This is a genomic window from Lysobacter koreensis (assembly GCF_042677045.1).
GTDB classification, from domain to species: domain Bacteria; phylum Pseudomonadota; class Gammaproteobacteria; order Xanthomonadales; family Xanthomonadaceae; genus Lysobacter_K; species Lysobacter_K koreensis.
In genome coordinates, this window is the sequence record NZ_JBHTIH010000003.1 from 154,356 (window position 1) to 175,245 (window position 20,890).

General features: G+C 69.0%; 19 protein-coding genes. 12 read left to right on the forward strand and 7 right to left on the reverse strand.

The annotated features are described in order from the left end of the window. The first annotated feature begins 63 nt into the window (after window positions 1-63). A complete protein-coding gene (locus ACFQZQ_RS06045; RefSeq protein ID WP_386811834.1) occupies window positions 64-1,284 on the forward strand; it encodes a D-alanyl-D-alanine carboxypeptidase family protein in 1,221 nt (406 codons plus the stop codon). 110 nt (window positions 1,285-1,394) lie between these two features. Here the strand turns inward: ACFQZQ_RS06045 and ACFQZQ_RS06050 are convergent, their stop codons facing one another. Then, complete coding sequence (locus ACFQZQ_RS06050; RefSeq protein ID WP_386811836.1) at window positions 1,395-1,658, reverse strand: hypothetical protein; 264 nt, start codon at window positions 1,656-1,658, stop codon at window positions 1,395-1,397. A 151-nt stretch (window positions 1,659-1,809) separates the two neighbouring features. Between ACFQZQ_RS06050 and ACFQZQ_RS06055 the strand changes: the two genes are divergently transcribed. The 6 genes from ACFQZQ_RS06055 (at window position 1,810) to ACFQZQ_RS06080 (ending at window position 7,908) form a co-directional block, all read left to right on the forward strand. Further along, window positions 1,810-2,088 carry a DUF493 family protein gene (locus tag ACFQZQ_RS06055; protein WP_386811837.1) on the forward strand — a complete coding sequence of 93 codons (279 nt, stop codon included), beginning with the start codon at window positions 1,810-1,812 and terminating at the stop codon, window positions 2,086-2,088. Then, window positions 2,076-2,771, forward strand: coding sequence for a lipoyl(octanoyl) transferase LipB (gene lipB / locus ACFQZQ_RS06060; protein WP_386811839.1), 696 nt, complete (start codon window positions 2,076-2,078; stop codon window positions 2,769-2,771). Before ACFQZQ_RS06055 ends, lipB begins: the two co-directional genes overlap by 13 nt. A gap of 26 nt (window positions 2,772-2,797) precedes the next feature. After that, window positions 2,798-3,808, forward strand: coding sequence for a lipoyl synthase (lipA, locus tag ACFQZQ_RS06065; protein ID WP_386811841.1), 1,011 nt, complete (start codon window positions 2,798-2,800; stop codon window positions 3,806-3,808). Window positions 3,809-4,083: 275 nt separating this feature from the next. Next, window positions 4,084-6,354 carry a carboxy terminal-processing peptidase gene (locus ACFQZQ_RS06070; RefSeq protein WP_386811843.1) on the forward strand — a complete coding sequence of 757 codons (2,271 nt, stop codon included), beginning with the start codon at window positions 4,084-4,086 and terminating at the stop codon, window positions 6,352-6,354. A gap of 264 nt (window positions 6,355-6,618) precedes the next feature. Next, window positions 6,619-7,461 carry a bifunctional transcriptional activator/DNA repair enzyme AdaA gene (locus ACFQZQ_RS06075; protein WP_386811844.1) on the forward strand — a complete coding sequence of 281 codons (843 nt, stop codon included), beginning with the start codon at window positions 6,619-6,621 and terminating at the stop codon, window positions 7,459-7,461. 60 nt (window positions 7,462-7,521) lie between these two features. After that, the gene (locus ACFQZQ_RS06080; RefSeq protein ID WP_386811846.1) at window positions 7,522-7,908 is read left to right on the forward strand and encodes a VOC family protein; all 387 of its coding nucleotides are present in this window, start codon (window positions 7,522-7,524) and stop codon (window positions 7,906-7,908) included. A gap of 60 nt (window positions 7,909-7,968) precedes the next feature. Here the strand turns inward: ACFQZQ_RS06080 and ACFQZQ_RS06085 are convergent, their stop codons facing one another. Further along, window positions 7,969-8,469: an Lrp/AsnC family transcriptional regulator gene (locus ACFQZQ_RS06085; RefSeq protein ID WP_386811847.1), complete on the reverse strand. Its 501-nt coding sequence runs from the start codon at window positions 8,467-8,469 to the stop codon at window positions 7,969-7,971. 143 nt (window positions 8,470-8,612) lie between these two features. Between ACFQZQ_RS06085 and yedA the strand changes: the two genes are divergently transcribed. Further along, entirely contained in the window at window positions 8,613-9,545 is a 933-nt protein-coding gene (yedA, locus tag ACFQZQ_RS06090; RefSeq protein ID WP_386811849.1) for a drug/metabolite exporter YedA, read from the forward strand. Next, window positions 9,542-10,465 (forward strand): EamA family transporter RarD, encoded by a 924-nt coding sequence (gene rarD / locus ACFQZQ_RS06095; protein ID WP_386811851.1) that lies wholly within the window; start codon window positions 9,542-9,544, stop codon window positions 10,463-10,465. The genes yedA and rarD overlap by 4 nt, the downstream gene beginning before the upstream one ends. A gap of 523 nt (window positions 10,466-10,988) precedes the next feature. Here the strand turns inward: rarD and ACFQZQ_RS06100 are convergent. From ACFQZQ_RS06100 to ACFQZQ_RS06120, 5 genes are all read right to left on the reverse strand, one after another. Next, window positions 10,989-11,477: a hypothetical protein gene (locus ACFQZQ_RS06100; protein ID WP_386811853.1), complete on the reverse strand. Its 489-nt coding sequence runs from the start codon at window positions 11,475-11,477 to the stop codon at window positions 10,989-10,991. Window positions 11,478-12,129: 652 nt separating this feature from the next. Beyond that, a complete protein-coding gene (locus ACFQZQ_RS06105) occupies window positions 12,130-13,446 on the reverse strand; it encodes an ABC transporter permease (RefSeq protein ID WP_386811854.1) in 1,317 nt (438 codons plus the stop codon). A gap of 15 nt (window positions 13,447-13,461) precedes the next feature. Further along, the gene (locus ACFQZQ_RS06110; RefSeq protein WP_386811856.1) at window positions 13,462-14,619 is read right to left on the reverse strand and encodes an ABC transporter permease; all 1,158 of its coding nucleotides are present in this window, start codon (window positions 14,617-14,619) and stop codon (window positions 13,462-13,464) included. Window positions 14,620-14,772: 153 nt separating this feature from the next. Then, window positions 14,773-15,465, reverse strand: a complete 693-nt coding sequence (locus ACFQZQ_RS06115; protein ID WP_386811858.1) for an ABC transporter ATP-binding protein — start codon at window positions 15,463-15,465, stop codon at window positions 14,773-14,775. Window positions 15,466-15,533: 68 nt separating this feature from the next. Beyond that, complete coding sequence (locus ACFQZQ_RS06120; protein ID WP_386811860.1) at window positions 15,534-16,799, reverse strand: efflux RND transporter periplasmic adaptor subunit; 1,266 nt, start codon at window positions 16,797-16,799, stop codon at window positions 15,534-15,536. A gap of 265 nt (window positions 16,800-17,064) precedes the next feature. Here ACFQZQ_RS06120 and ACFQZQ_RS06125 point away from each other — a divergent pair, with 265 nt between their 5' ends. The 3 genes from ACFQZQ_RS06125 (at window position 17,065) to ACFQZQ_RS06135 (ending at window position 20,888) form a co-directional block, all read left to right on the forward strand. Next, a complete protein-coding gene (locus ACFQZQ_RS06125) occupies window positions 17,065-17,997 on the forward strand; it encodes an ABC transporter ATP-binding protein (protein WP_386811861.1) in 933 nt (310 codons plus the stop codon). After that, window positions 17,997-18,797 (forward strand): ABC transporter permease, encoded by an 801-nt coding sequence (locus ACFQZQ_RS06130; RefSeq protein WP_386811863.1) that lies wholly within the window; start codon window positions 17,997-17,999, stop codon window positions 18,795-18,797. Before ACFQZQ_RS06125 ends, ACFQZQ_RS06130 begins: the two co-directional genes overlap by 1 nt. Window positions 18,798-19,034: 237 nt before the next feature. Further along, window positions 19,035-20,888 carry a CIA30 family protein gene (locus tag ACFQZQ_RS06135; RefSeq protein WP_386811865.1) on the forward strand — a complete coding sequence of 618 codons (1,854 nt, stop codon included), beginning with the start codon at window positions 19,035-19,037 and terminating at the stop codon, window positions 20,886-20,888. The last annotated feature ends 2 nt before the right edge of the window (window positions 20,889-20,890 follow it).

Consider the following 20,890-nt stretch of genomic DNA (forward strand, 5'->3'; position numbering starts at 1 on the left):
TCGCCCGCCCCTTTCCTGACGACCTTGGCCCGCCACGCGCCGGCCCCCGGAGTAGTTGAAACGATGAATGCCCCCGTCCTTGCCAAACGCGCCGTTCTCGCCGCGCTGACCACCTTCGTGGTCGGGTTCGCGCTCGCGCAGACCCCCGCGACGCCGCCCAAGCCGGCCGCGCCGCGTCCGCTCAGCGCCGACCTGCCGGTGCCGCCGCCGCCGAAGATCGTCGGCACCGCGTGGGTGCTGATGGACGCGGCCAGCGGCAACGTGCTCGCCGGCGAGAACTACGACACCCAGCTCGAACCGGCCAGCATCACCAAGGTCATGACCAGCTACGTGATCGCCGCCGAGATGGCCGGCGGCAAGGTCAAGGACAGCGACCAGGTGATGATGAGCGAGAACGCCTGGCGCTCCGGCGGCGCCGGCACCGACGGCAGCTATTCGGGCTTCGAGGTCAACAAGACCGCGCCGCTGCTGCAGATGGAAAAGGGCATGGTGGTGCAGTCCGGCAACGACGCCGCGATCGCCCTGGCCGAGCACGTCGCCGGCAGCACCGACGCGTTCGCCGCGTTGATGAACCAGTACGCCGCGCGCATCGGCATGAAGAACTCGCACTTCGTGAACCCGCATGGCCTGCCGGCCGAGGGCCACGTTTCGAGCGCGCGCGACCTGGCGCTGCTCGGGCGCGCGCTGATCAACGAATTCCCGGTCGCGTACTCGTACAACAAGATCAAGGAATTCACTGTCGGCCCGATCACCCAGCCCAACCGCAACCTGCTGCTGTGGCGCGACTCGACCGTCGACGGCATCAAGACCGGCCACACCTCCGGCGCCGGCTACTGCCTGATGGCCTCGGCCAAGCGCGGCGACCAGCGCCTGATCTCGGTGGTGATGGGGTCGACCAGCGAAAGCCAGCGCGCGGTCGACTCGCAGGCGCTGCTCAACTGGGGCTTCCGCTTCTACGAAACCCACAAGCTGTTCGATGCCGGCAAGCAGGTCTCGCAGCAGAAGGTCTGGAAGGGTCAGGTCAACGAAGTGCAGCTGGGCCTGGCGGCGCCGCTGCTGGTGACCGTGCCGCGCGGCAAGTACGACCGGCTCAAGCCGATGATGGACGTGCCCAAGACCCTGGTCGCGCCGATCACGAAGGGCCAGAAGATCGGCACGGTCAAGGTGATGCTGGACGGCAAGCTGATCGCCCAGCGCCCGCTGGTCGCGATCAACGCGATCGAGACGGCCGGCTTCTTCAAGCGCCTGTGGCACGAACTGCTGATGTGGTGGCAGTCGGAGTGATCCGCCAGGTCATCTGACTGTTGCAAGCAAAGGGCCGGCGCAAGCCGGCCCTTTTGCATCTGGCGCGCTGCATCGCGACACCGCCGCGACCCACTCCGCGGCGCGCTTCCTCAGCGCACCACCACCGTCGTGGCCTTGTTGGCCACGATGTACGGCTGCAGGTCCTCGACGAAGCTCACCTTGCCAATCGCGCGCTGCGCGAACTTCTTGCCGGTGACGCGCACGTGGCAGTTCAGGAACGGCGCGGCCTCGTCCTTGCCCTTCGAGGTGTAAACCACGCGGCCGTCGCGGTCCCAGCCCAGCACGAGGCGTTCCTGGTGGTTGCTGGTGCGGTAGATCCAGCCTTTCTGGATATCGGTTTCGGACATCGCCATGGCGGCGGGCTTCCTGGGTCATTGGGCCGCCCGGGGCATGGCGGCGCGAGCGGCCCATGATGCCAGTGTCGCGCGATCGGCGGACCCGCAGCCCGGCCCGGGCGCGATCGCGCGGCTTGGGTTGCCCCTCCCGCGCCACCATAATGCCGGCATGGAAATCCACTCCGACAACCCCGAACACGGCTTCCAGTTCCCCGGCACCTTCGAGCTCAGCGCGCTCGGCCCGGCCGAATCGGGCCTCGAGCGCGTCCTGCCGCAGCTGCTGATGGACGCCGGCATCGAGGTGCTGAGCGAGGCGATCACGTGGAAGCACTCGGCGAACGGCAAGTACGTGTCGGTGCGGATCGGCTTCCAGGCCCGCGACCGTGCCCAGTACGACCTCGCGCACCAGGTGCTGCGCGACCACCCGGAAGTGAAGTGGACGCTGTAGCCGCGGCCGTCCCGACCGCTGCGGCGCCACCCGTGCCGAGCGCGCGGGTCCGCGACCTCGGCCGCCAGCCGTACACGCCGGTGTGGCGCGCGATGCAGGCCTTCACCGACGCCCGCGACGCCGAGACCGCCGACGAGCTGTGGCTGGTCGAACACGACCCGGTGTTTACCCTCGGCCAGGCCGGCAAGCCCGAGCACGTGCTGATGCCCGGCGACATCCCGGTGCTGCACGTCGACCGCGGCGGCCAGGTCACCTACCACGGCCCCGGCCAGATCGTGCTGTACCCGCTGCTGGACCTGAAGCGGCTCAAGGTCGGGGTCAAGGACTACGTCTGCCGCATCGAGCAGGCGATCATCGACACCCTGGCCCAGTGGAACATCGAGGCTGTCCGCCGCGACGGCGCCCCGGGCGTGTACGTCAACGGCGCCAAGGTCGCCGCGCTCGGCATCCGCGTGCGCCGCGGCTGCACTTTCCACGGCCTGGCGTTCAACATCGCCATGGACCTGGCGCCGTTCTCACGCATCAACCCCTGCGGTTACGAGGGGCTGCAGGTGACCTCGATGCTAGACTTGGGCGGCCCGTCCGGACTGGATGCGGTCAAGCCGGTGTTGATCGAGAACATCGCCCGCCAGTTCGGGCTCGCGGTCGAATCCGCGCCACCGCCGTCGCTCCCCGCCGCCTGATGCCCCCTTCGAAAGACCTGCGTGCCATGACCGAGTCCGTCGCCAAGTCCATTCCGCTCGCGGTCGTCAGCGGCGACGCTCCGGCGCCGCTGCAGCCGGGCGTGAAGCAGCTCGGCGGCGACAAGATCGGCCGTTCGCCGGTGCAGTTCGCCGACGTGCTGGTGCTGCGCAAGCCGTCGTGGATCCGGGTGCGCATTCCGTCCGGCAACTCGGTCGCCCTGCTCAAGGCCAAGCTGCGCGAGAACCGCCTGGTCACGGTCTGCGAAGAGGCCAGCTGCCCGAACATCCACGAGTGCTTCAGCCACGGCACCGCCACTTTCATGATCCTCGGCGAGGTCTGCACGCGCCGCTGCAGCTTCTGCGACGTCGCCCACGGCCGGCCGAAGCCGCCGGACGCGTCCGAGCCACTGACCTTGGCGCAGACCGTGGCCGACATGGGCCTGAAGTACGTGGTGGTGACCAGCGTCGACCGCGATGACCTGCGCGACGGCGGTGCCCAGCACTTCGCCGACTGCATCGCGCAGATCCGCGCCCACAGCCCGAAGACCAAGATCGAGGTCCTGACCCCGGACTTCCGCGGCAAGGGCCGGATGGAGCGCGCGCTGGAGATCCTCGCGACCAGCCCGCCGGACGTGTTCAACCACAACGTCGAGACCGTGCCGGGCCTGTACCCCAACGTCCGCCCCGGTGCCGACTACCAGTGGTCGCTGACCCTGCTGCAGAAGTTCAAGGCGCAGCACCCGGAGGTCGCGACCAAGTCCGGGATCATGCTCGGTCTGGGCGAGACCATGGAGCAGGTGCAGCAGACCCTGCGCGACCTGCGCGCGCACGATGTCGACATGATCACCATCGGCCAGTACCTGCAGCCGACCGCTCACCACCATCCGGTGATGCGCTACTGGACGCCGGACGAGTTCAAGCAGCTCGAGGAATTCGGCATGGCGCTGGGCTTCACCCACGTCGCCTCCGGCCCGCTGGTGCGCTCGTCGTACCACGCCGACCGCTCGGCGATCGAAGCCGGTTTCGCCGAAGCCTGAGCGCCGCGCGAGCGTTAGGTTCTTGCCGCGTGGCCGCTGCGCCGCGCGCTTCGCGTCGCCACAGGTAACGACTCGATAACGCCTGCGTCACGGCCTGCGCGCGCAAGCTGAATGCCGCCTGCCTTCCACCGTGCCCGTTCATGCGCCGGAAGGGTGACAGCCCCGGCAACTTTCGGCACTGTGGGGTTGTCGAACCGCGTTACATGCTGGCCCCGATCAACCGGCTCCGACCCCACCCCGAACATCTGGCCCGCGTTGGCCGAGAAGCTGCCTCGATGAAATTCCAGACCCCCCTGTATGCGTTCCTGCTGACCGCGCCGCTGGCCTTGCTGGCGCGTGCCGACAATGGCGCGCCGTCGACGGCCGAGACCACCGCGCAGGCGCAGACCGCGCAGGTGCCGACGAAGGCGAAGCGCGGCGACACCACGCTGCTCAAGGAGCGGGTCGCGCTGCCGACCACGCCGACCGCCGACCAGACCACCGCGGCCAAGCTGGTCTACGGATTGCTCTCGGACAGTCGCTACGCCTACCGCCCGCGTGCGCTCGACGACGCGCTGTCGGCCGACATGTACACGCGTTACCTGGAATCGCTCGACGGCGGCAAGCAGTTCCTGACCGCCGCCGATGTCGCCCGCTTCGACACCCACAAGCTCAAGCTCGACGACGCGATCAAGAGCGGCAACCTCGCGCCGGCGTACGCGATCTTCAGCACCTACCGCCAGCGCGTCGACGAGCGCGTGGCGCATGCGCGCGCGCTGCTGAAGCAGGACATCTTCGACTTCACCGGCAACGACCGCTTCGAGTACGACCGCGAGGACGCGCCGTGGGCCGCCGACCAGGCCGCGCTCGACACGCTGTGGAAGCAGTCGGTGCGCAACGACTGGCTGCGTCTGAAGCTGGCCGGCAAGCAGCCGGCGGACATCCGCAAGACGCTCGACAAGCGTTACGCCAACCTGTCCGACAGCATCTCCGAGCTCAAGGGCGAGGACGTGTTCCAGACCTTCGTCAACAGCTACGCCAACGCGATCGACCCGCACACCGATTACTTCACCCCGCGCTCGGCCGACAACTTCAACCTGTCGATGTCGCTGTCGCTGGAGGGCATCGGCGCGGTGCTGCAGAAGCAGGACGACGTGGTCGCGATCCGCGAGATCGTGCCGGGCGGCCCGGCCGGCAAGTCCGAGAAGCTCAAGCCCGGCGACCGCGTGGTCGCCGTCGGCCAGGGCGACAGCGGCGCGATGGAGGACGTGGTCGGCTGGCGCATCGACGACGTCGTCGCCAAGATCCGCGGCGCCAAGGGCACCAAGGTGCGGCTGGACGTGATCCCGGCCGAGGTCGGCCTCGACAGCAAGCCCAACCGCGTGGTGCTGGTGCGCGACAAGGTGCGGCTGGAAGACCAGGCCGCCAAGTCCAAGGTCCTGACCATTCCCGCGGCCGGCGACGCGCCGGCCAAGCGCATCGGCGTGATCGAACTGCCGGGCTTCTACCAGGACTTCGAAGGCCGTCGCCTCAACAAGGACGACTACGCCTCCGCCACCCGCGACGTCGCCAAGCTGCTGACCCAGCTGCGCGCCGACAAGGTCGACGGCGTGGTGCTCGACCTGCGCAACAACGGCGGCGGTTCGCTGACCGAGGCGATCGAGCTCACCGGCCTGTTCATCGACCGCGGCCCGGTGGTGCAGGTGCGCGAGTCCGGCGGCCGCGTCAGCGTCGAGGGCGACAGCGACACCGGCATCGCCTGGGAAGGCCCGCTGGCGGTGCTGATCAACCGCGGCTCGGCCTCGGCTTCGGAGATCTTCGCCGGCGCGATCCAGGATTACGGCCGCGGCATCGTCATCGGCGAAACCAGCTTCGGCAAGGGCACGGTGCAGAACCTGGTCGACCTCGACCGCTGGCCGGCCAACGAGAAGGCGCGCTTCGGCCAGGTCAAGCTGACCATCGCCCAGTTCTTCCGCGTCAGCGGCGGCTCGACCCAGAACAAGGGCGTGGTGCCGGACGTGTCGTTCCCGGTCTCGGTCGACGCCAGCGAGTACGGCGAGAGCACCTACGACAACGCGCTGCCGTGGACCCGGATCGCGGCGGTGCCGCACACCAGCTACGGCAACTTCGCGCCGCTGCTGCCCAAGCTGGAGGCGCTGCACGGCAGCCGCATCGCCGCCGACAAGGAGTTCCAGTGGTGGTCGGACGACGTCGCGCAGTTCCGCGAGGAACGCGCCGAGAAGTCGATCTCGCTCAACGAGGTTGCACGCCGCGCCGAGCGCGACAGCGAGGACGCCAAACGCAAGCAGCGCCAGGAAGCGCGCAAGACCCTCGGCTTGGACCTCGACCCGCTGGCCGACGAGGCCGGCGATGACGGCCTTCAGGCCAGCGAGCGCGACTTCGCCAAGGACGTCGCGCGCGAGAAGGCCGCCGAGAAGCGCCCGGATCCGCTGCTGCGCGAGTCGGCCGCGATCCTCGCTGACGCGGTGCGCCTGCTCAACAACGACCGCCAGCTGTCGGCGCAGGTGCTGCCGACCGCGGTGCAGCCGGGGCACTGGGCGGACTGACTTTTCCCTTCTCCCCAGACTCGTGCAAAGCCGGGGGAGAAGGTGCCCGTAGGGCGGACGCCCCAGAGGAAGCACCGTCGGGGTGTGAGGGTTCGGCGAAGTGGTGTTGAACAAGGGCTCATTGTGCGCACCAGCATGCCGTTCTGCCTTTGGAGTTACATCGCTTCGCCGAACCCTCACCCCAACCCCTCTCCCACAGGGAGAGGGACTTAAGCGCAGGAATCGGATAGCGGGCACCTTCGGGTGCCCGTTACGCTTTGGGCCATGAACGCCATGCCTCGAAACCACGCCGCTTTCGACCAGCTCGACCAGGTCCGCGCGCTGCTCGACAGCGGTGAGCCGACCCTGGCCGAACTCGCCCGCGCCACCGGCCTCAGCCCGACGCAGCTGCAACGCCGCTTCAGTGCGCGCTATGGCATCAGCCCGGCCGAGTACCTCGCGCAGCGCAAACTTGGCACGCTGAAATCGGCGCTGCGGGCCGGCAACCCCGACGTCAGCGCCGCCCTGTACGACGCCGGCTACGGCTCGCCGTCGCGCGTGTACGAGGGCGGCGCGGCGAAACTGGGCATGACCCCGGCGCGTTACCGCGCCGGCGGCGCCGGTGAGCAGGTGCGCTGGAGCCTGGCCGACACCGCGCTGGGCACCGCGCTGGTCGCGACCACCGCGCGCGGCGTGTGCATGGTCGAGCTCGGCGACGACCCGGTCGCGCTGGAAGCGAAGCTTCGCGCCGAATTCCCGCATGCCACGCTCGAACGCGTCGACGCCGGTCGCGACGAGTTCCTCGCGCCCCGCGTGCGCGCGGTCGCCGATGCGCTGGCCGGCAAGCAGGCGCAGGTGCCGGTCGACCTGATCGGCACCGCGTTCCAGAAGAAGGTCTGGGATGCGCTGATGAGGATCCCGGCCGGCCAGACCCGCAGCTACGCGCAGCTGGCCGCGCAACTCGGCCAGCCGCGCGCCGCGCGCGCGGTGGCCAGCGCCTGTGCGCACAACCGGGTCGCGATCGTGGTGCCGTGCCACCGCGTGATCCGCGGCGACGGCTCGCTCGGCGGTTACCGCTGGGGCCTGCCGCTGAAGCAGCAGGTGCTGGAACGCGAGCGCGCGGCGTAGCGCCTGGTTAGGCTGCACAGCACCGTCGTCGCAATTTCGACCCAAGAATTTGGAGTTACCGTGTCTGCACCCGCTCGCGCCGGCCTCTTCATCTACGCCCAAGACCCTGACCGGCTTTCTGACTTTTACCAGTGCGTTCTAGGCATGACCGCTGCTCATCGCACCGATCAAATGGTCGTGCTTCGCTCGCCAGATTTGCAGCTCATCGTGCACGCCATGCCCCCGCAAGTTGCGTCGCAGGTCGTCGTCACCAGGCCTCCGCAGCTGCGCGACAGCGCCGCAATCAAGTTCTTCTGCACCGTGCCCAGTCTTTCTTCCGCGCAAGAGTCAGCGCAATCCTTGGGCGGCCAGGTCCTTCCCGAGCAATGGCAGGGGCCGGGGTTCGTGGTGCGCAATGCCTGCGACCCCGAGGGCAACATCTTTCAGCTTCGCCAGAGTGCGGCCTGAGCATGGATTCGATTCACGCCGAAGCCCCTTCGCGGCGCGGCTGGGTTCACGCGGTAGCGCCTATTTCTTGGCGCGCCGCCGTGGCGACAGCCGGGTCGGCAGGTTGAGGCCGAGCTTGACGGTGTCGAATACCATCCGCGTCTCGTAACGGCGAATCGTGCCTTCGTCGGCGAACAGGCGCTCGGCCACTTCGCGGCAATGGGCGACGCCGCTGGTGGCCAGGATCACCAGGTAATCCCATTCGCCGGCGAGCACGTAGCACTGCTGCACCTCGGGCGCGGCGCGCATGCGCGCGGCGAAGCTGGCGTGGATCTTGGCCGATTCGCGCTCCATCGCCACCGACACCGCGGCCAGGGCGACGCCGCCGAGCTGCTGCGGGTCGAGCACCGCGACCTGGCGCAGCAGGCCGGCCCGGCGGTAGCGGTGGATGCGCCGCTGCACCGCGCTGGCCGACAGGCCGACCACGTCGCCCAGCGCCGCCAGCGTGACCGCGGCGTCTCGCTGCAGCAGCTCGAGCAGGCGGTGGTCGAATTCATCCAGCGCGGCGGGCGATCGGGCCATGCAATATTCTTGCGTCGCAGTGCACGGATTTTCAATCGCGATGCTGGTGTCGCCGCTACGCTGGCCATCTCGATACGCCGCGCCATCGATCGCGCCATCGCCAGGCGCCTTGGCGCCATTCTTTCCCCCGAGCCGTCCTCCCCGTGAACGCCATCGCCTCCGCTCCCGCCCGCACCGCCTCCGCGCTCGCCGTGGCCTTGGCCCTGGCCTCGGTCTACATCCTCTGGGGCTCGACCTACCTCGCGATCCGCTTCGCGCTGGAAAGCTACCCGCCGTTCCTGCTCGGCGCCATCCGCATGTTCCTGGCCGGCGCGCTGATGTACGCGGTGCTGCGCGCGCGCGGCGCCACGCCGCCGACCGCGAAGCAGTGGCGCACGCTCGGGGTGCTGTCGATCTGGATGGTGTTGCTCTCGAACGGCCTGGTGAACCTGGCGGAGACCGAGGTCGGTTCGGGCCTGGCGGCGATCGCGGTGGCGTCGATGCCGCTGTTCGCCGGGGTGTTCGCGATGCTGCGCGGCAAACATCCATCGCGAGCGGAATGGGCGGGGCTGACGATCGGCTTTCTCGGCGTCCTTTGGCTCAACGCCGGCAGCGAGCTGTCGTCTTCCACGCTCGGCCTGGTGTGTCTGATCATCGCGCCGATCGCCTGGGCCTGGGGGTCGATCTGGAGCCGCGACCTCGACCTGCCCGAGCCGTTCATGGCCGCCAGCGCGCAGATGATCGCCGGCAGCGCGTGGATGCTCGCCGCCGCGCTGGTCACCGGCGAACGCATCACCGAAGTGCCGACGCTCGATGCGACCGCGGCACTGCTGTACCTGGTCGTCGCCGGCTCGATTTTCGGCTTCACCGCCTACATCTGGCTGTTGCACCACGTGCGCCCCGCGCTGGCGACCAGTTATGCCTACGTCAATCCGCCGATCGCGGTGCTGCTCGGCGCGTTGCTCGGTGGCGAACATTTCACCCGCCACGATATCGGCGCGATGGCGGTGATCCTGGTCGGCGTGGTGATCATCACCTTGTCGAAATCGCGCGCGGCCAAACCGGCCGCGGTCGCGCCGAGCGAGCCGGCCGCATGAGCACCGCGGCGACGCTCGATCGCCGCGGGCTGTGGATCGCGTTCGGCTCGTTCGTGCTGTGGGGGCTGATGCCGCTGTACTGGCACCTGCTCAAGGCGGTGCCGTCGCTGCAGATCGTCGCCCACCGGATCGTCTGGAGCGCGCTGCTGGTCGGCGCCTGGCTGACCTGGACGCAGGGCCGCGGCTGGCTGCGCGCGGCGCTGGCCAGGCCGCGAGTGGCGTGGATGCTGGCGCTGAGCGGGGTGCTGATCGGCGGCAACTGGGGCCTGTACATCTGGGCGGTCAACGCCGGGCACGTGATCGAGACCAGCCTGGGCTACTTCATCAACCCGCTGTTGAACGTGGTGCTCGGCGTGGCGCTGCTGCACGAGCGCCTCAACCGCGTGCAGTGGGCTTCGGTCGCGATCGCGGCGGCGGGGGTGGGGTGGCTGACCTTCCAGCACGGCGCGGTCCCGTGGATCGCGCTGGTGCTGGCGGCGTCGTTCGCACTGTACGGGCTGATCCGCAAGCTCGCCGCGGTCGAGTCGATCCCCGGCCAAGGCATCGAGGGCCTGTACCTGCTGCTGCCGGCGCTGGCGCTGGTGGCGTGGGGCGAAAGCCACGGCCAGGGCGGCTTCCTGCACGGCTGGGGCTGGGGGCTGGGCGTGCTGCTGGTGGTCAGCGGCGCACTGACCGCGCTGCCGTTGATCGGTTTCGCCTACGCGGTGCGGCGCGTGCCGCTGTCGGTGGTCGGGCTGATGCAGTACATCGCGCCGACGCTGCAATTCCTGCTCGGCGTGTTCGTGTTCCACGAAGCCTTCGACCGCGAGCGCGCGATTGGCTTTGCGTTGATCTGGCTGGCGTTGGCGATCTTCGCCGGCGACGGCCTCGCGCGTTCGCGCCGCCCGGTGCCGGCCCCGGCCGCGACAAGCCGGGCATGAACCAGACCCCCCTGAGCGCGCTGGCGCTGTTCCGGCTGCAACGGGAGGCGCACTACGCGGCAGGGTCGGCTTGGGTGCGCTGCCGGGCGCGCGGCCGACAGGCCCAGCCACCCGGTCGGCCGGGGCTGAGAGCCGCTCGGAGAGCGGTAGCAGGACCGCTTCAATGCGGCAGGAAGACCGCTCTAGAGCGGTTCAAGAACCGCATTAAAGCGGCAGGACAACCGCTCTAGAGCGGTAGGGGAACCGCATTAAAGCGGCAGGACAATCGCTCTGGAGCGGTAGGAACACCGCATCGGAGCGGTTCCGAGCCGCACTAGAGCGGCAGGAGAACCGCTCTGGAGGGGCTCGGAGTCGCATCGGAGCGGTTCAAGAACCGCATTGAAGCGGTAGCAGGACCGCTCCGGAGGGATTAAAAGCCGCATTGAAGCGGTGGGGCGACCGCATTAGAGCGCTAGGAATACCGACCCCCCAGCGCCGGCGGCTCAGCGCTCGGACGCGCGCCGCGAACCGGCGTAGGGCTGGATCAGCGACCAGCGCCAGCGCGAAGGATGGCCAAGCCGCTGCGCGGATCCGCCGCCGGGCCTGTCAGGGAACAGATTCCCGCGGACAGGGCACTGTCGGCGCCGTGCGCGTACACGACGTAGTGCCTGCCGGTCTGGAACAGGTAACCGCAATCCCCCCGGCCCGTGCCCGTTGCCAGTTGCAGCTGTTGGACCGGCGCGCCCTTGAACGTCTGGGTGACGGAAAAGCTCACCCGGTTGTAGGGGTGGTCGCGGTCGCCCAGTGGCCGCTCGGCAGCAAACTGCCGCTTGACCCAGTCGATCGTGACGGCAAGCCAGCCGCGGTCCATCTGCGGCGTCCGTTCCTCGATGGCGGTGACGCGGCCCAGAAAGACACGGGTGCTGCGCGCCTTTTCCTGCGGCACCGTGCCGGGTGGTATGCAGCTGCAGGCCGCTGCGCCTAAGGGAGTGAAGCAAACCCCCAGCAAGATCATCGCGAGCCGGCGCTTCATCGGGGATGGTGCCTCAGTGTGATCGAGAACTCGTAGGGTGGAATCCCCCAAGGGACTTCCTTCGGGGCATCCCCCAAGGGGACTTCCTTCGGGGCGTAAGCGGAGCGCATTGCACCATCGCCATCTACGACGACCGCGCCGAGCCCCGCATCCGGCGCAATGCCCTTCGGTTATTGCGCCCTACGGCGCTGTTAGAGCGCACCGCGGACACCTCAAACCACGCCTCTAATGGACCGAGATCCGACACGCATGTGACCCGGTGCCAAGGGCCATCGACGCTATCAACCTTGCAATAGAACTCTTGGTTGCGCGGCTTTGCGTAGTAGATGACGTGAAGCAAGAGGTTCTTGGTCTCCGTGCCACACCTCACATACTGGACCGAACCCTTTGTTGCTATGGGCCTAACGCGCCGACTCAGGCTCAGAGATTTTCCATTCTTGGTGATCTGCAACTCGCCAGCATACGCACTGCCACTAGCGTCCATACCGACGACCTTGTACCTGCCCATAAACCAGCTTGGCAGTAGGTGATGGCCAGGTTGTGCAGGTATGCAGTAAGGCTCCTTTGGGGGAGGCGGTGGTGGCGGTGTGTAGCCCGCAGATAATAGGAATAGAAGAGAGACGGCCGTAGCTGACATGCGCTTTAACGCCAGTTACGCCGCACGCAACGCTTCAGTCACTGGCAACCTTGCCGCGCGCAGCGCCGGGAACAACCCGCCGACCAGGCCGATGCCGAGCGCCCACTTCATGCCGTTCCAGATCAGTTCGGGCGAGACCCGGAACTGGAACATCACCTGGCTGAAGTTGGAGCCCAGTGTGCTGACCGAGTAGCCGTTGAACAGCAGCCAGGCGACCGCGGCCCCGAGGGCGCCGCCGAGCAGCGCGAGCAGCATCGTCTCCAGCATCACCGCGATCACCACCGGCAGGCCGCGGAAGCCGAGCGCGCGCATCGTCGCGATCTCGCGCGCGCGGCCGGCGACCGCGGCGTACATGGTGTTGAGCGCGCCGAACACCGCGCCGATCGCCATGATCGTGCCGACCACGGTGCCGAGGATCGCGATCACCTTGGTCAGGCCTTCGGACTGCTTGCCGTAATAGCTGCGGGTGGTCTGCACGTCGAGCTTGAGGCGCGGGTCGGCGGCCATCGCCGCCTTCAGCTGCTTGAAGCCGTCCTTGCCGTCGAGCTTCGCGGTCACCGACTGGTACGAGGTGCGCTGGTAGGTGGACGCCAGCGTTTCCACGTCGGCCCACAGTTCCGAATCGTGCGAGTCGCCGGATTCGAATGCCCCGACGATCGTCCACTGCTGGTTGGCCAGCTCGATCTGCTTGCCGACCTCCAGGCCGACGTACTGGCGCTGCGCGCCCTTGCCGACCACCAGCTCGCGCATGCCGGGATTGAACCGGCGGCCCTCGACCAACTTGATCTTCGGCCGCAGTTCCCAACCGGCCTGGTCGACGCCGCGCATCTGCGCGTTGGCATCGGTGCCGTCGGCCTTGGTCACCATGTTGATCACCTGCGAGGCCTCCGCCGAGACCAGCGGCCGGCCGTCGCGGCCCTTGGCGATGCCGGCGAGATTGGCGATCAGCGGCACCTGCTCGCGGGTGATCACCGAGTTGGTTTCCGATTGCGAGCCGCCGCGCAGCATGATCGCGCTGTCGTCGCCGCCGGTGCGGTTGAGGGTGGCCTTGAAGCCTTCGCCCATCGCCAGCATCGCCACCAGCACGCCCACGACCCCGGCGATGCCAACTATGATCACCATCGACGCGCCCCAGCGCTGCGGCAGGCTGGAGATGCCGATGCCGGTCACCGCCAGCGTCTGCCGGCCGCGCTGGGTCAGCAGCAGCCACGCGGCGAGCACTGCCACCACGATCGCCACGCCGTACCACGGCAGCACGATCCACGCCGCCAGGCCGGCGATCAGTGCGAGCAGGACTCCGAGGTTGCCGAGCCACCTCTTCATGCGGTTCATGTCGTTGTCCTTGTCTCAGCGGCCGGCCAATGCATCAACGATATTCAGGCGCATCGCCCGCAGCGCGGGCAGCAAGCCGACCACCAGTCCGATCGCCAGCATCAGGCCGATCGCCATCAGCCAGGTCTCCGCCGGCACCGTGTCGAGCTGGATCATGCCGCCACTCACCGCGGCGATCATCGACATCACCACGCTGGCGATCGCCATGCCGATCAGGCCACCCAGCAGCACCAGCAGCACCGATTCGGCCATCACCAGCAGCAGCAGGCTGCGGTTGCTGAAGCCGATCGTCTTCATCACCGCCAGCTCCGGGATGCGCTCGCGCACCGCCTGCGCCATGGTGTTGCCGGTCAGCAGCAGCAGGGTGAAGAACACCGCGCTCATGATCGCGGTCACGATCAGGCCGATGTCGGCGAACTGCTTGACGAACGCCTGGTTGAACGCGGTCTCAGTCTGGGTCTTGGTCTCGTGGTCGGAGTTCTCGCTGAGCGCGTCGATCGCGCGCGCGACCTGGGTGGCGTTGTCCGCGTCGTCGAGCTTGACGATGTACCAGCCGACCCGGCTCTTGACGAAGTCGTTGGCCTCGTCGAAGTACTGCCAGTTGAACACCAGCTGGTTTTCCTCGCCGCGGCGCTTCTGGTCCTTGACCTTGAACACGCCCATCAGCTTGAAGGTCCAGGTGTTGCCGCCCTTGGTCGGGAAGATGGTGGCCTGCAGCGGCACGGTGTCGCCGATCTTCCAGCCGTGCTTCTTGGCCAGCGACTCGCCGACCACGATGCCGTCGCGGGTCGACTCGAACGCGGTCACCTGCGCCTTGGAGATGTCGTACTCCGGGTACAGGTCGAAGAAGCCCGGGCCGACCGCGAAGTTCGGGAAGAACTCCTTGGGATCGCGGTAGTAGCCGCCGAACCACGCCGCGTACACCGACTGCTTCACCCCCGGGACCTTCGCGACCTGCGGGGTCAGGCTGTACGGCAGCATCTGCGTGATCGACAGCCGCGACGACACGATCAGGCGGTCGTAGCCGGCGACGTTGGTGCCGGCGTTGAACGCCATGCGCACCGAGTCGAGCAGGCCGAACAACAGGAACGCGGTGACCACCGACAGCAGCGTCAGCGACGTGCGGGTCTTGCTGCGGAACAGCGCGGCCCAGATCAGGTGCAGGTATTTCATGTCGAATGCCTCTTGCCGTTTTGCTCCCTCCCTTGCGAAGCAGGGGAGGGTTGGGGAGGGGTGCTCTTGCTGTTGCTGTTGCTGTTGCCGCAGTCGAAGGTCAAAGGCAACCCCCTCCCAATCTCCCCCTGCTTCGCAAGGGGAGGGGCCGAATCAGGCCGCGTTGCGCACCTGCTCGACCAGCGTGCCCTTGTCCAGGTGCAGGGTATGGGTCGCGTACTCGGCCGCCTTGGGGTCGTGGGTCACCATCACGATGGTCTTGTCGTGGTCGCGGTTGAGCATCTGCAGCAGGCTCAGGATCTCCTCGGCCGACTGCCGGTCGAGGTCGCCGGTGGGCTCGTCGCAGATCAGCAGGGTCGGGTCGGAGACGATCGCGCGCGCGATCGCCACGCGCTGCTGCTGGCCGCCGGACAGCTCGGACGGACGGTGCTTGCCGCGGTCCTTGAGGCCGACCAGTTCCAGCGCGATCTCGGCATTGCGGCGGCGCTGCGCCGACGACAGGTTGGTCAGCAGCAGCGGCAGCTCGACGTTCTTCTGCGCGGTCAGGGTCGGCATCAGGTTGTAGAACTGGAACACGAAGCCGACGTTGTGGCTGCGCCAGTGCGAGAGCTGGCCGGAGCGCAGCTGGTCGATGCGCTGGCCGGAGACCTCGATCTGGCCGCCGGTGGGCGAGTCGAGCCCGCCGATCAGGTTGAGCAGGGTGGTCTTGCCCGAGCCGGACGGCCCCATCAGCGCGACGAAGTCGCCCTTGGCGATGTCGAGGTCGAGGCCGTGCAGCACGTCGACCGTTTCCGGGCCGCGCTGGTAGGTCTTGTGCAGGTTCTTGATGCTGACGAGGGTGGACATGCCTTGCTCCTGTCGTTGCGTTTGTTCTCTTGCTCGTCATTCCTGCCTTCGCAGGAATGACGGCCGGGTTATTCGCTGGCGTCAGCGCTTGCTGAATCACCTTCATCCGTCGCAACGCGCACCGCGGTGCCATCAACCAGGCCTTGCGGCGGATCCAGCACCACCGTGTCGCCGCCGGCGAGGCCGTCGAGCACTTCGCGATCCTCGCCGAGCGTGCGGCCGAGCTTGAGCGTACGCCGTTCCGCTTTTCCGTCGGCGACCACGAAAGCGACCTGGCCCTCGCCACGCGACACGATCGCCGCCGCCGGCACCAGCACCCCGGGCTTCGCGGCCACCGCGTTGGCCGGCTGCGCCTTCTCCAGGAAGCTCACCCGCACGCCCATGTCCGGGACGATCCGCGCGTCGCGCTGCTTGAGCGCGATGCGCACCTTGACCGTGGCCTTGCCGCGGTCGGCTGTGGGGATGATCGCGATCACCTCGGCCGGGATCTTCCAGTCGGGGTAGGCGTTGAGCGTGGCCTCGACCGGCATCTTCGGCTGCACCCGGCCGATGAACGCCTCACCGACGTCGACCTCGACCTCGAGCGAGTCCATGTCGACGATCGTGCCGATGCCGGTGCGGGTGAAGCCGCCGCCGGCCGACAGCGGCGAGACGATCTCGCCCGGCTGCGCGGCCTTGGCGATCACCACGCCGGCGAACGGCGCGCGCACCACGGTGTTGTCGACGCCCTGCGCGGCGATGCGCAGGCCGCCGCTGGCCACCTGCGCATTGCGCTGTGCGGTGTTGAGCTGCGCGCGCAGCGCGTCGCGCTGGGCGATGGCCTGGTCGTACTGCGCCTTCGACACCAGCTGCTGCCTGACCAGCCCGCCCAGGCGCGCGGCATTGGCCTCGGCCTCGCGCAGCTGCGCCTGCACGCCGGCGATCTGGCTGCGCGCGGCGCCGACCTGCGCCGCGGCGAGGTCGCGCTGGGCGTCGGCGTCGATCGGGTCGAGCGTGGCCATGACCTGGCCGGCGGTGACCGACTGGCCTTCCTCGATCAGCACCTCGCGCACCTTGCCGGTGATCTTCGACGACACCGTGGCCATGCGCCGCGCGACCACGTAGCCGGTCGCGTCGAGCACCGAGGCGCTGCCGCCGCCGTTGCCGATCGCGACCACCTGCGCGGTTTTCACCTCGACCGCGTTGTCGCGGCCGAACAGCGCCCAGCCGGCCAGCGCCAGCACCAGCACTGCGGCGGCGGCCGCGAGTGCGATCCACAGGCCGCGCCGCGACGCGGGCGGCGGCGCGCTGCGGTCGATGCGGAGTTCCTTGAGCAGGTCGGCGGAGTTGTTCATCGGGGGACTGTAAGGCGGGAAGGGGGCAGTGTGGGCATGGTGGCGTGGCGATATAGGGGCCAGAAGTCACTTTGCGCCGGCGCTGAAGCCAACCGTGAGTCACCGGCGAGGCCCTGTGCCCGAGACGCAGCGCAGCCTAGTCGATCGCATCGCCCGCAGTCACCTGACGCTTGTCATGTGCGATGCCTGACGGCTGCGACTGCCGCGGCGACGGTGCGCGGCCGACCATGGCCCCACTTTCCACTGTTCCCGAAGGAGCCATCCGATGACCGGCAACGATGCGGTGCTCGCGCAACTGTCCGATGTCCGCAAGCGCTACGGCCAGGTGCCGGCGCTCGACGGCGTCGACCTCGAGCTGCGTCCGGGCGAAGTGCTCGCGCTGCTGGGTGCCAACGGCGCCGGCAAGTCCACCGCGATCGGCCTGCTGCTCGGGTTGCTGGCGGCCGACAGCGGCAGCGCGACCCTGTTCGGGCAGCCGCCGCAGTCGCTCGCGGCGCGGCGCCGGATCGGGGTGATGCTGCAGACCTCGGGCCTGCCCGACACCAACACCGTCGGCGAACTGCTCGAACTCACCCGCAGCTACTACCCCGATCCGCGCAGCGTCGCCGACTGCGTGGCGCTGGCCGGCCTCGACGGCCTGCTCGATCGCCGCTACGGGCGGCTGTCCGGTGGCCAGCAGCGGCGCGTGCAGTTCGCGCTCGCGGTGTGCGGGCGGCCGCAGCTGCTGTTCCTCGACGAGCCCACCACCGGCCTGGACATCGAGGCGCGGCAAGGCCTGTGGCGCGCGATCCGCGAGCTGGTCGCGCAGGGGTCGTCGGTGCTGTTGACCACGCATTACCTGGAAGAGGCCGAGGCGCTCGCCGAGCGCGTGGTCGTGCTCAACCGCGGCCGCGTGGTCGCCGCTGGGCCGATGGCGCAGATGCGCGCGCACGTCGCGCAGCGGCGCATCCGCTGTGTGTCGACGCTCGACGAACAGGTCGTGGCGGGCTGGCCGCAGGTGCGCAGCGCGTGCCGCGACGGCGAGCGGCTGGAGCTGGTGGTCGATGCCGCCGAGCCGGTGGTGCGGCGCCTGCTCGAACTCGATGCCGGCTTGCATGAGCTCGAAGTCCAGCGCGCGGGCCTGGCCGAGGCTTTCATCGAACTGACCCAGGACGCGGCCAACGCCGAGTCCGCAACCCAGCAACAGGAGGCCGCGTAATGAACACGATCGCCCATTCCACACCAGTCGCGATCGCCAGCGCCCGCACGCCGTCGTTCTCGCCGTGGCGCTGCTACTGGCTCGAGGCCAAGCACGAGCTGCTGCGCCTGCTGCGCACGCCGTCGTTCGTGCTGCCGACACTGCTGTTCCCGCCGCTGTTCTACGTGCTGTTCGGCGTGGTGCTGGCCGGCGGACGCAGCGGTGGCGACATGGGCCGCTACCTGCTGGCCACCTACGGCGTGTTCGGGATCATGGGCGCGGCGCTGTTCGGCTTCGGGGTAAGCGTCGCGGTCGAGCGCGAGCGCGGCTTCCTGACCCTCAAGCGCGCGCTGCCGATGCCGCCGGGCGCCTACCTGCTGGCGAAGATGGCGATGGCGATGGTGTTCGCGGCGATCATCTCGCTGATCCTGGCCGTGATCGCCGTGAGCTTGGCCAAGGTCTCGCTGCAACCGGCGCAGTGGGCGCTGCTGTTCGCGATCAACGTGCTCGGCGTGCTGCCGTTCTGCGCGCTGGGCCTGTGCATCGGCGCCTGGGTCAGCGGTTCGGCCGCGCCGGCGGTGGTCAACATCCTGTACCTGCCGATGGCGTTCCTGTCGGGCCTGTGGCTGCCGCTGCAGATCCTGCCCGCCATCTTCGCCAAGATTGCGCCGGTGTGGCCGGCCTACCACCTGGGCCAGGTCGCGCTGAAGGTGGTCGATCGCGACGGCGGCGGCAGCCTGGCGCTGCACCTGGCGGTGCTGGGCGTGGTCACGGTCGCGTTTTTCGTGCTGGCCCGGGCGCGCTTGTCGCGCTCGCAATAGGCAAACGCGCGTTTGTTGCGGCCCGGTTGGGTTGTGACATGTAACACCGGATGCGCGAAAGCGTCATAGGTAGCCGAGTGTTCTTCTCCTCCCCGTTGCGCACAGCGCAGGGGAGTTGGGAGGGACTTGCTTCTGGCTTTCGCACGACGGTTCAGAAGCACCCCTCCCCAGCCCTCCCCTGCTTCGCAAGGGAGGGAGCCGGAATCAGTCTTCGCTTGCTACGCAAAGGGATAAACCATGAAACGCTGGCCAGAAATCACTGCCATCGCCGCCCTCGTCGCCACGCTCGCCACTGCGGTAGTGGCGCAGGACCCGACAGCGCCCGCGTCGCCCGTGTCGCCGCCGTCGGCGAAGCCCGCCGCGGGCAACAGCTTCGCGATCCGCAACGTGCGCGTGTTCGACGGCGAGCGCGTCATCGACCGGGCCAATGTCGTCGTGCGCGACGGCCGCATCGTCGCCGCCGGCGCCGGGGCGATCCCCGCCGGCCTCGCCACCATCGACGGCAGCGGCAAGACCCTGCTACCCGGCTTCATTGACGCCCACACCCACAGCTGGGGCAGCGCGCAGGGCGATGCGTTGCGCTTCGGCGTGACCAGCGAACTGGACATGCTCGGCGACTGGAACCGCCTGCCCGCGCTCAAGCAGCAGCGCGAATCGCTGGCGCGCACCGCGCAGGCCGACCTGTGGTCGGCCGGCGCCGCGGTCACCGCGCCGGGCGGCCACGGCACCCAGTACGGCATGAAGGTGCCGACGCTGGCCGCCGACGGCGACGCGCAGGCGTTCGTCGCCGCGCGGGCCGCGGAAGGTTCGGACTACATCAAGATCATCGTCGAGGACTTCAGCACCCACGCCGCCGACCGGCGCCTGCCCACGCTGACGCCGCCGCAGGTCGCCGCCGCGATCGACGCCGCCCACCGCAACGACCGGCTCGCGGTGGTGCACGTGTCGCGCCAGCAAGACGCCCAGCACGCGATCGACGCCGGTGCCAACGGCCTGGTGCACCTGTTCGTCGATGCGCCGGCCACGCCCGGGTTCGTGCGCGCCGCCGATGCGCGCGACGCGTTCGTGGTGCCGACCCTGTCGGTGCTGGCCAGCGTGGCCGGGGTCGGCGAGGGCGCGAAACTGGCCGCCGACCCGCGCCTGCAGCCGCAGTTGTCGGGCGAGCAGGCCGGCCAGCTCAAGGCGCGCTTCCCCGGCGCGAGCCGCAACCAGCTGTTTGGCAACGCGCTGCGCAGCGTGGCGGCGCTGCACGACGCCGGCGTCACGATCCTGGCCGGCACCGATGCCGGCAACCCCGGCACCGCGCACGGCGCGAGCCTGCATGGCGAACTCGAATTGCTGGTGCGCGCGGGCCTGAGCCCGGCCGAGGCCCTCACCGCCGCGACCGCGGCACCGGCGCGGCGCTTCGGCATCAGCGATCGTGGCCGGATTGCGATCGGCCAGCGCGCCGACCTGCTGCTGGTCGCCGGCGACCCGACCCGCGACATCACCGCCACCCGTGCGATCGACACGGTCTGGAAGAACGGCTACGCGATCGAACGCAACGTCGCGGCCAACGCCAAGCCAGCCACCGCCGCGAGCGTCGCGCCGGCCGGCACCCTGGTCAGCGACTTCGACGGCGACACGATCGACGCGCGCATCGGCACCGGCTGGCAGCCCACCACCGACCAGATGATGGGCGGGGCGTCGACGGTCCGCCACGCGCTGGTCGCCGGTGGCGCCGCAGGCTCGCGCGGCGCGCTCGAGGTCAGGGGCGAGATCAAGCCGGGCTCGCCGTTCCCGTGGTCCGGGATGATGTTCTTCCCGGCCGCGCAGCCGATGCAGCCGGTCGACTTCTCCAAGCGCCGCGAACTGGTGTTCTGGGTGCGCGGCGACGGCCGCCAATACCAGGCAATGCTGTTCTCCGGCCCGTCCGCCCAGGGCATGCCGAGCATGCAGGCGTTCACCGCCGGCGCGCAGTGGCAGGAAGTGCGGCTGCCGCTGGCGGGTTTTGCCGGCGCCGATCCGGCGCTGCTGCGCGGCGTCGCGTTCACTGCCGGGCAACCGCGGGGCGCGTTCGTCTTCCGCATCGACCGCGTCGAGCTACGCTGAGC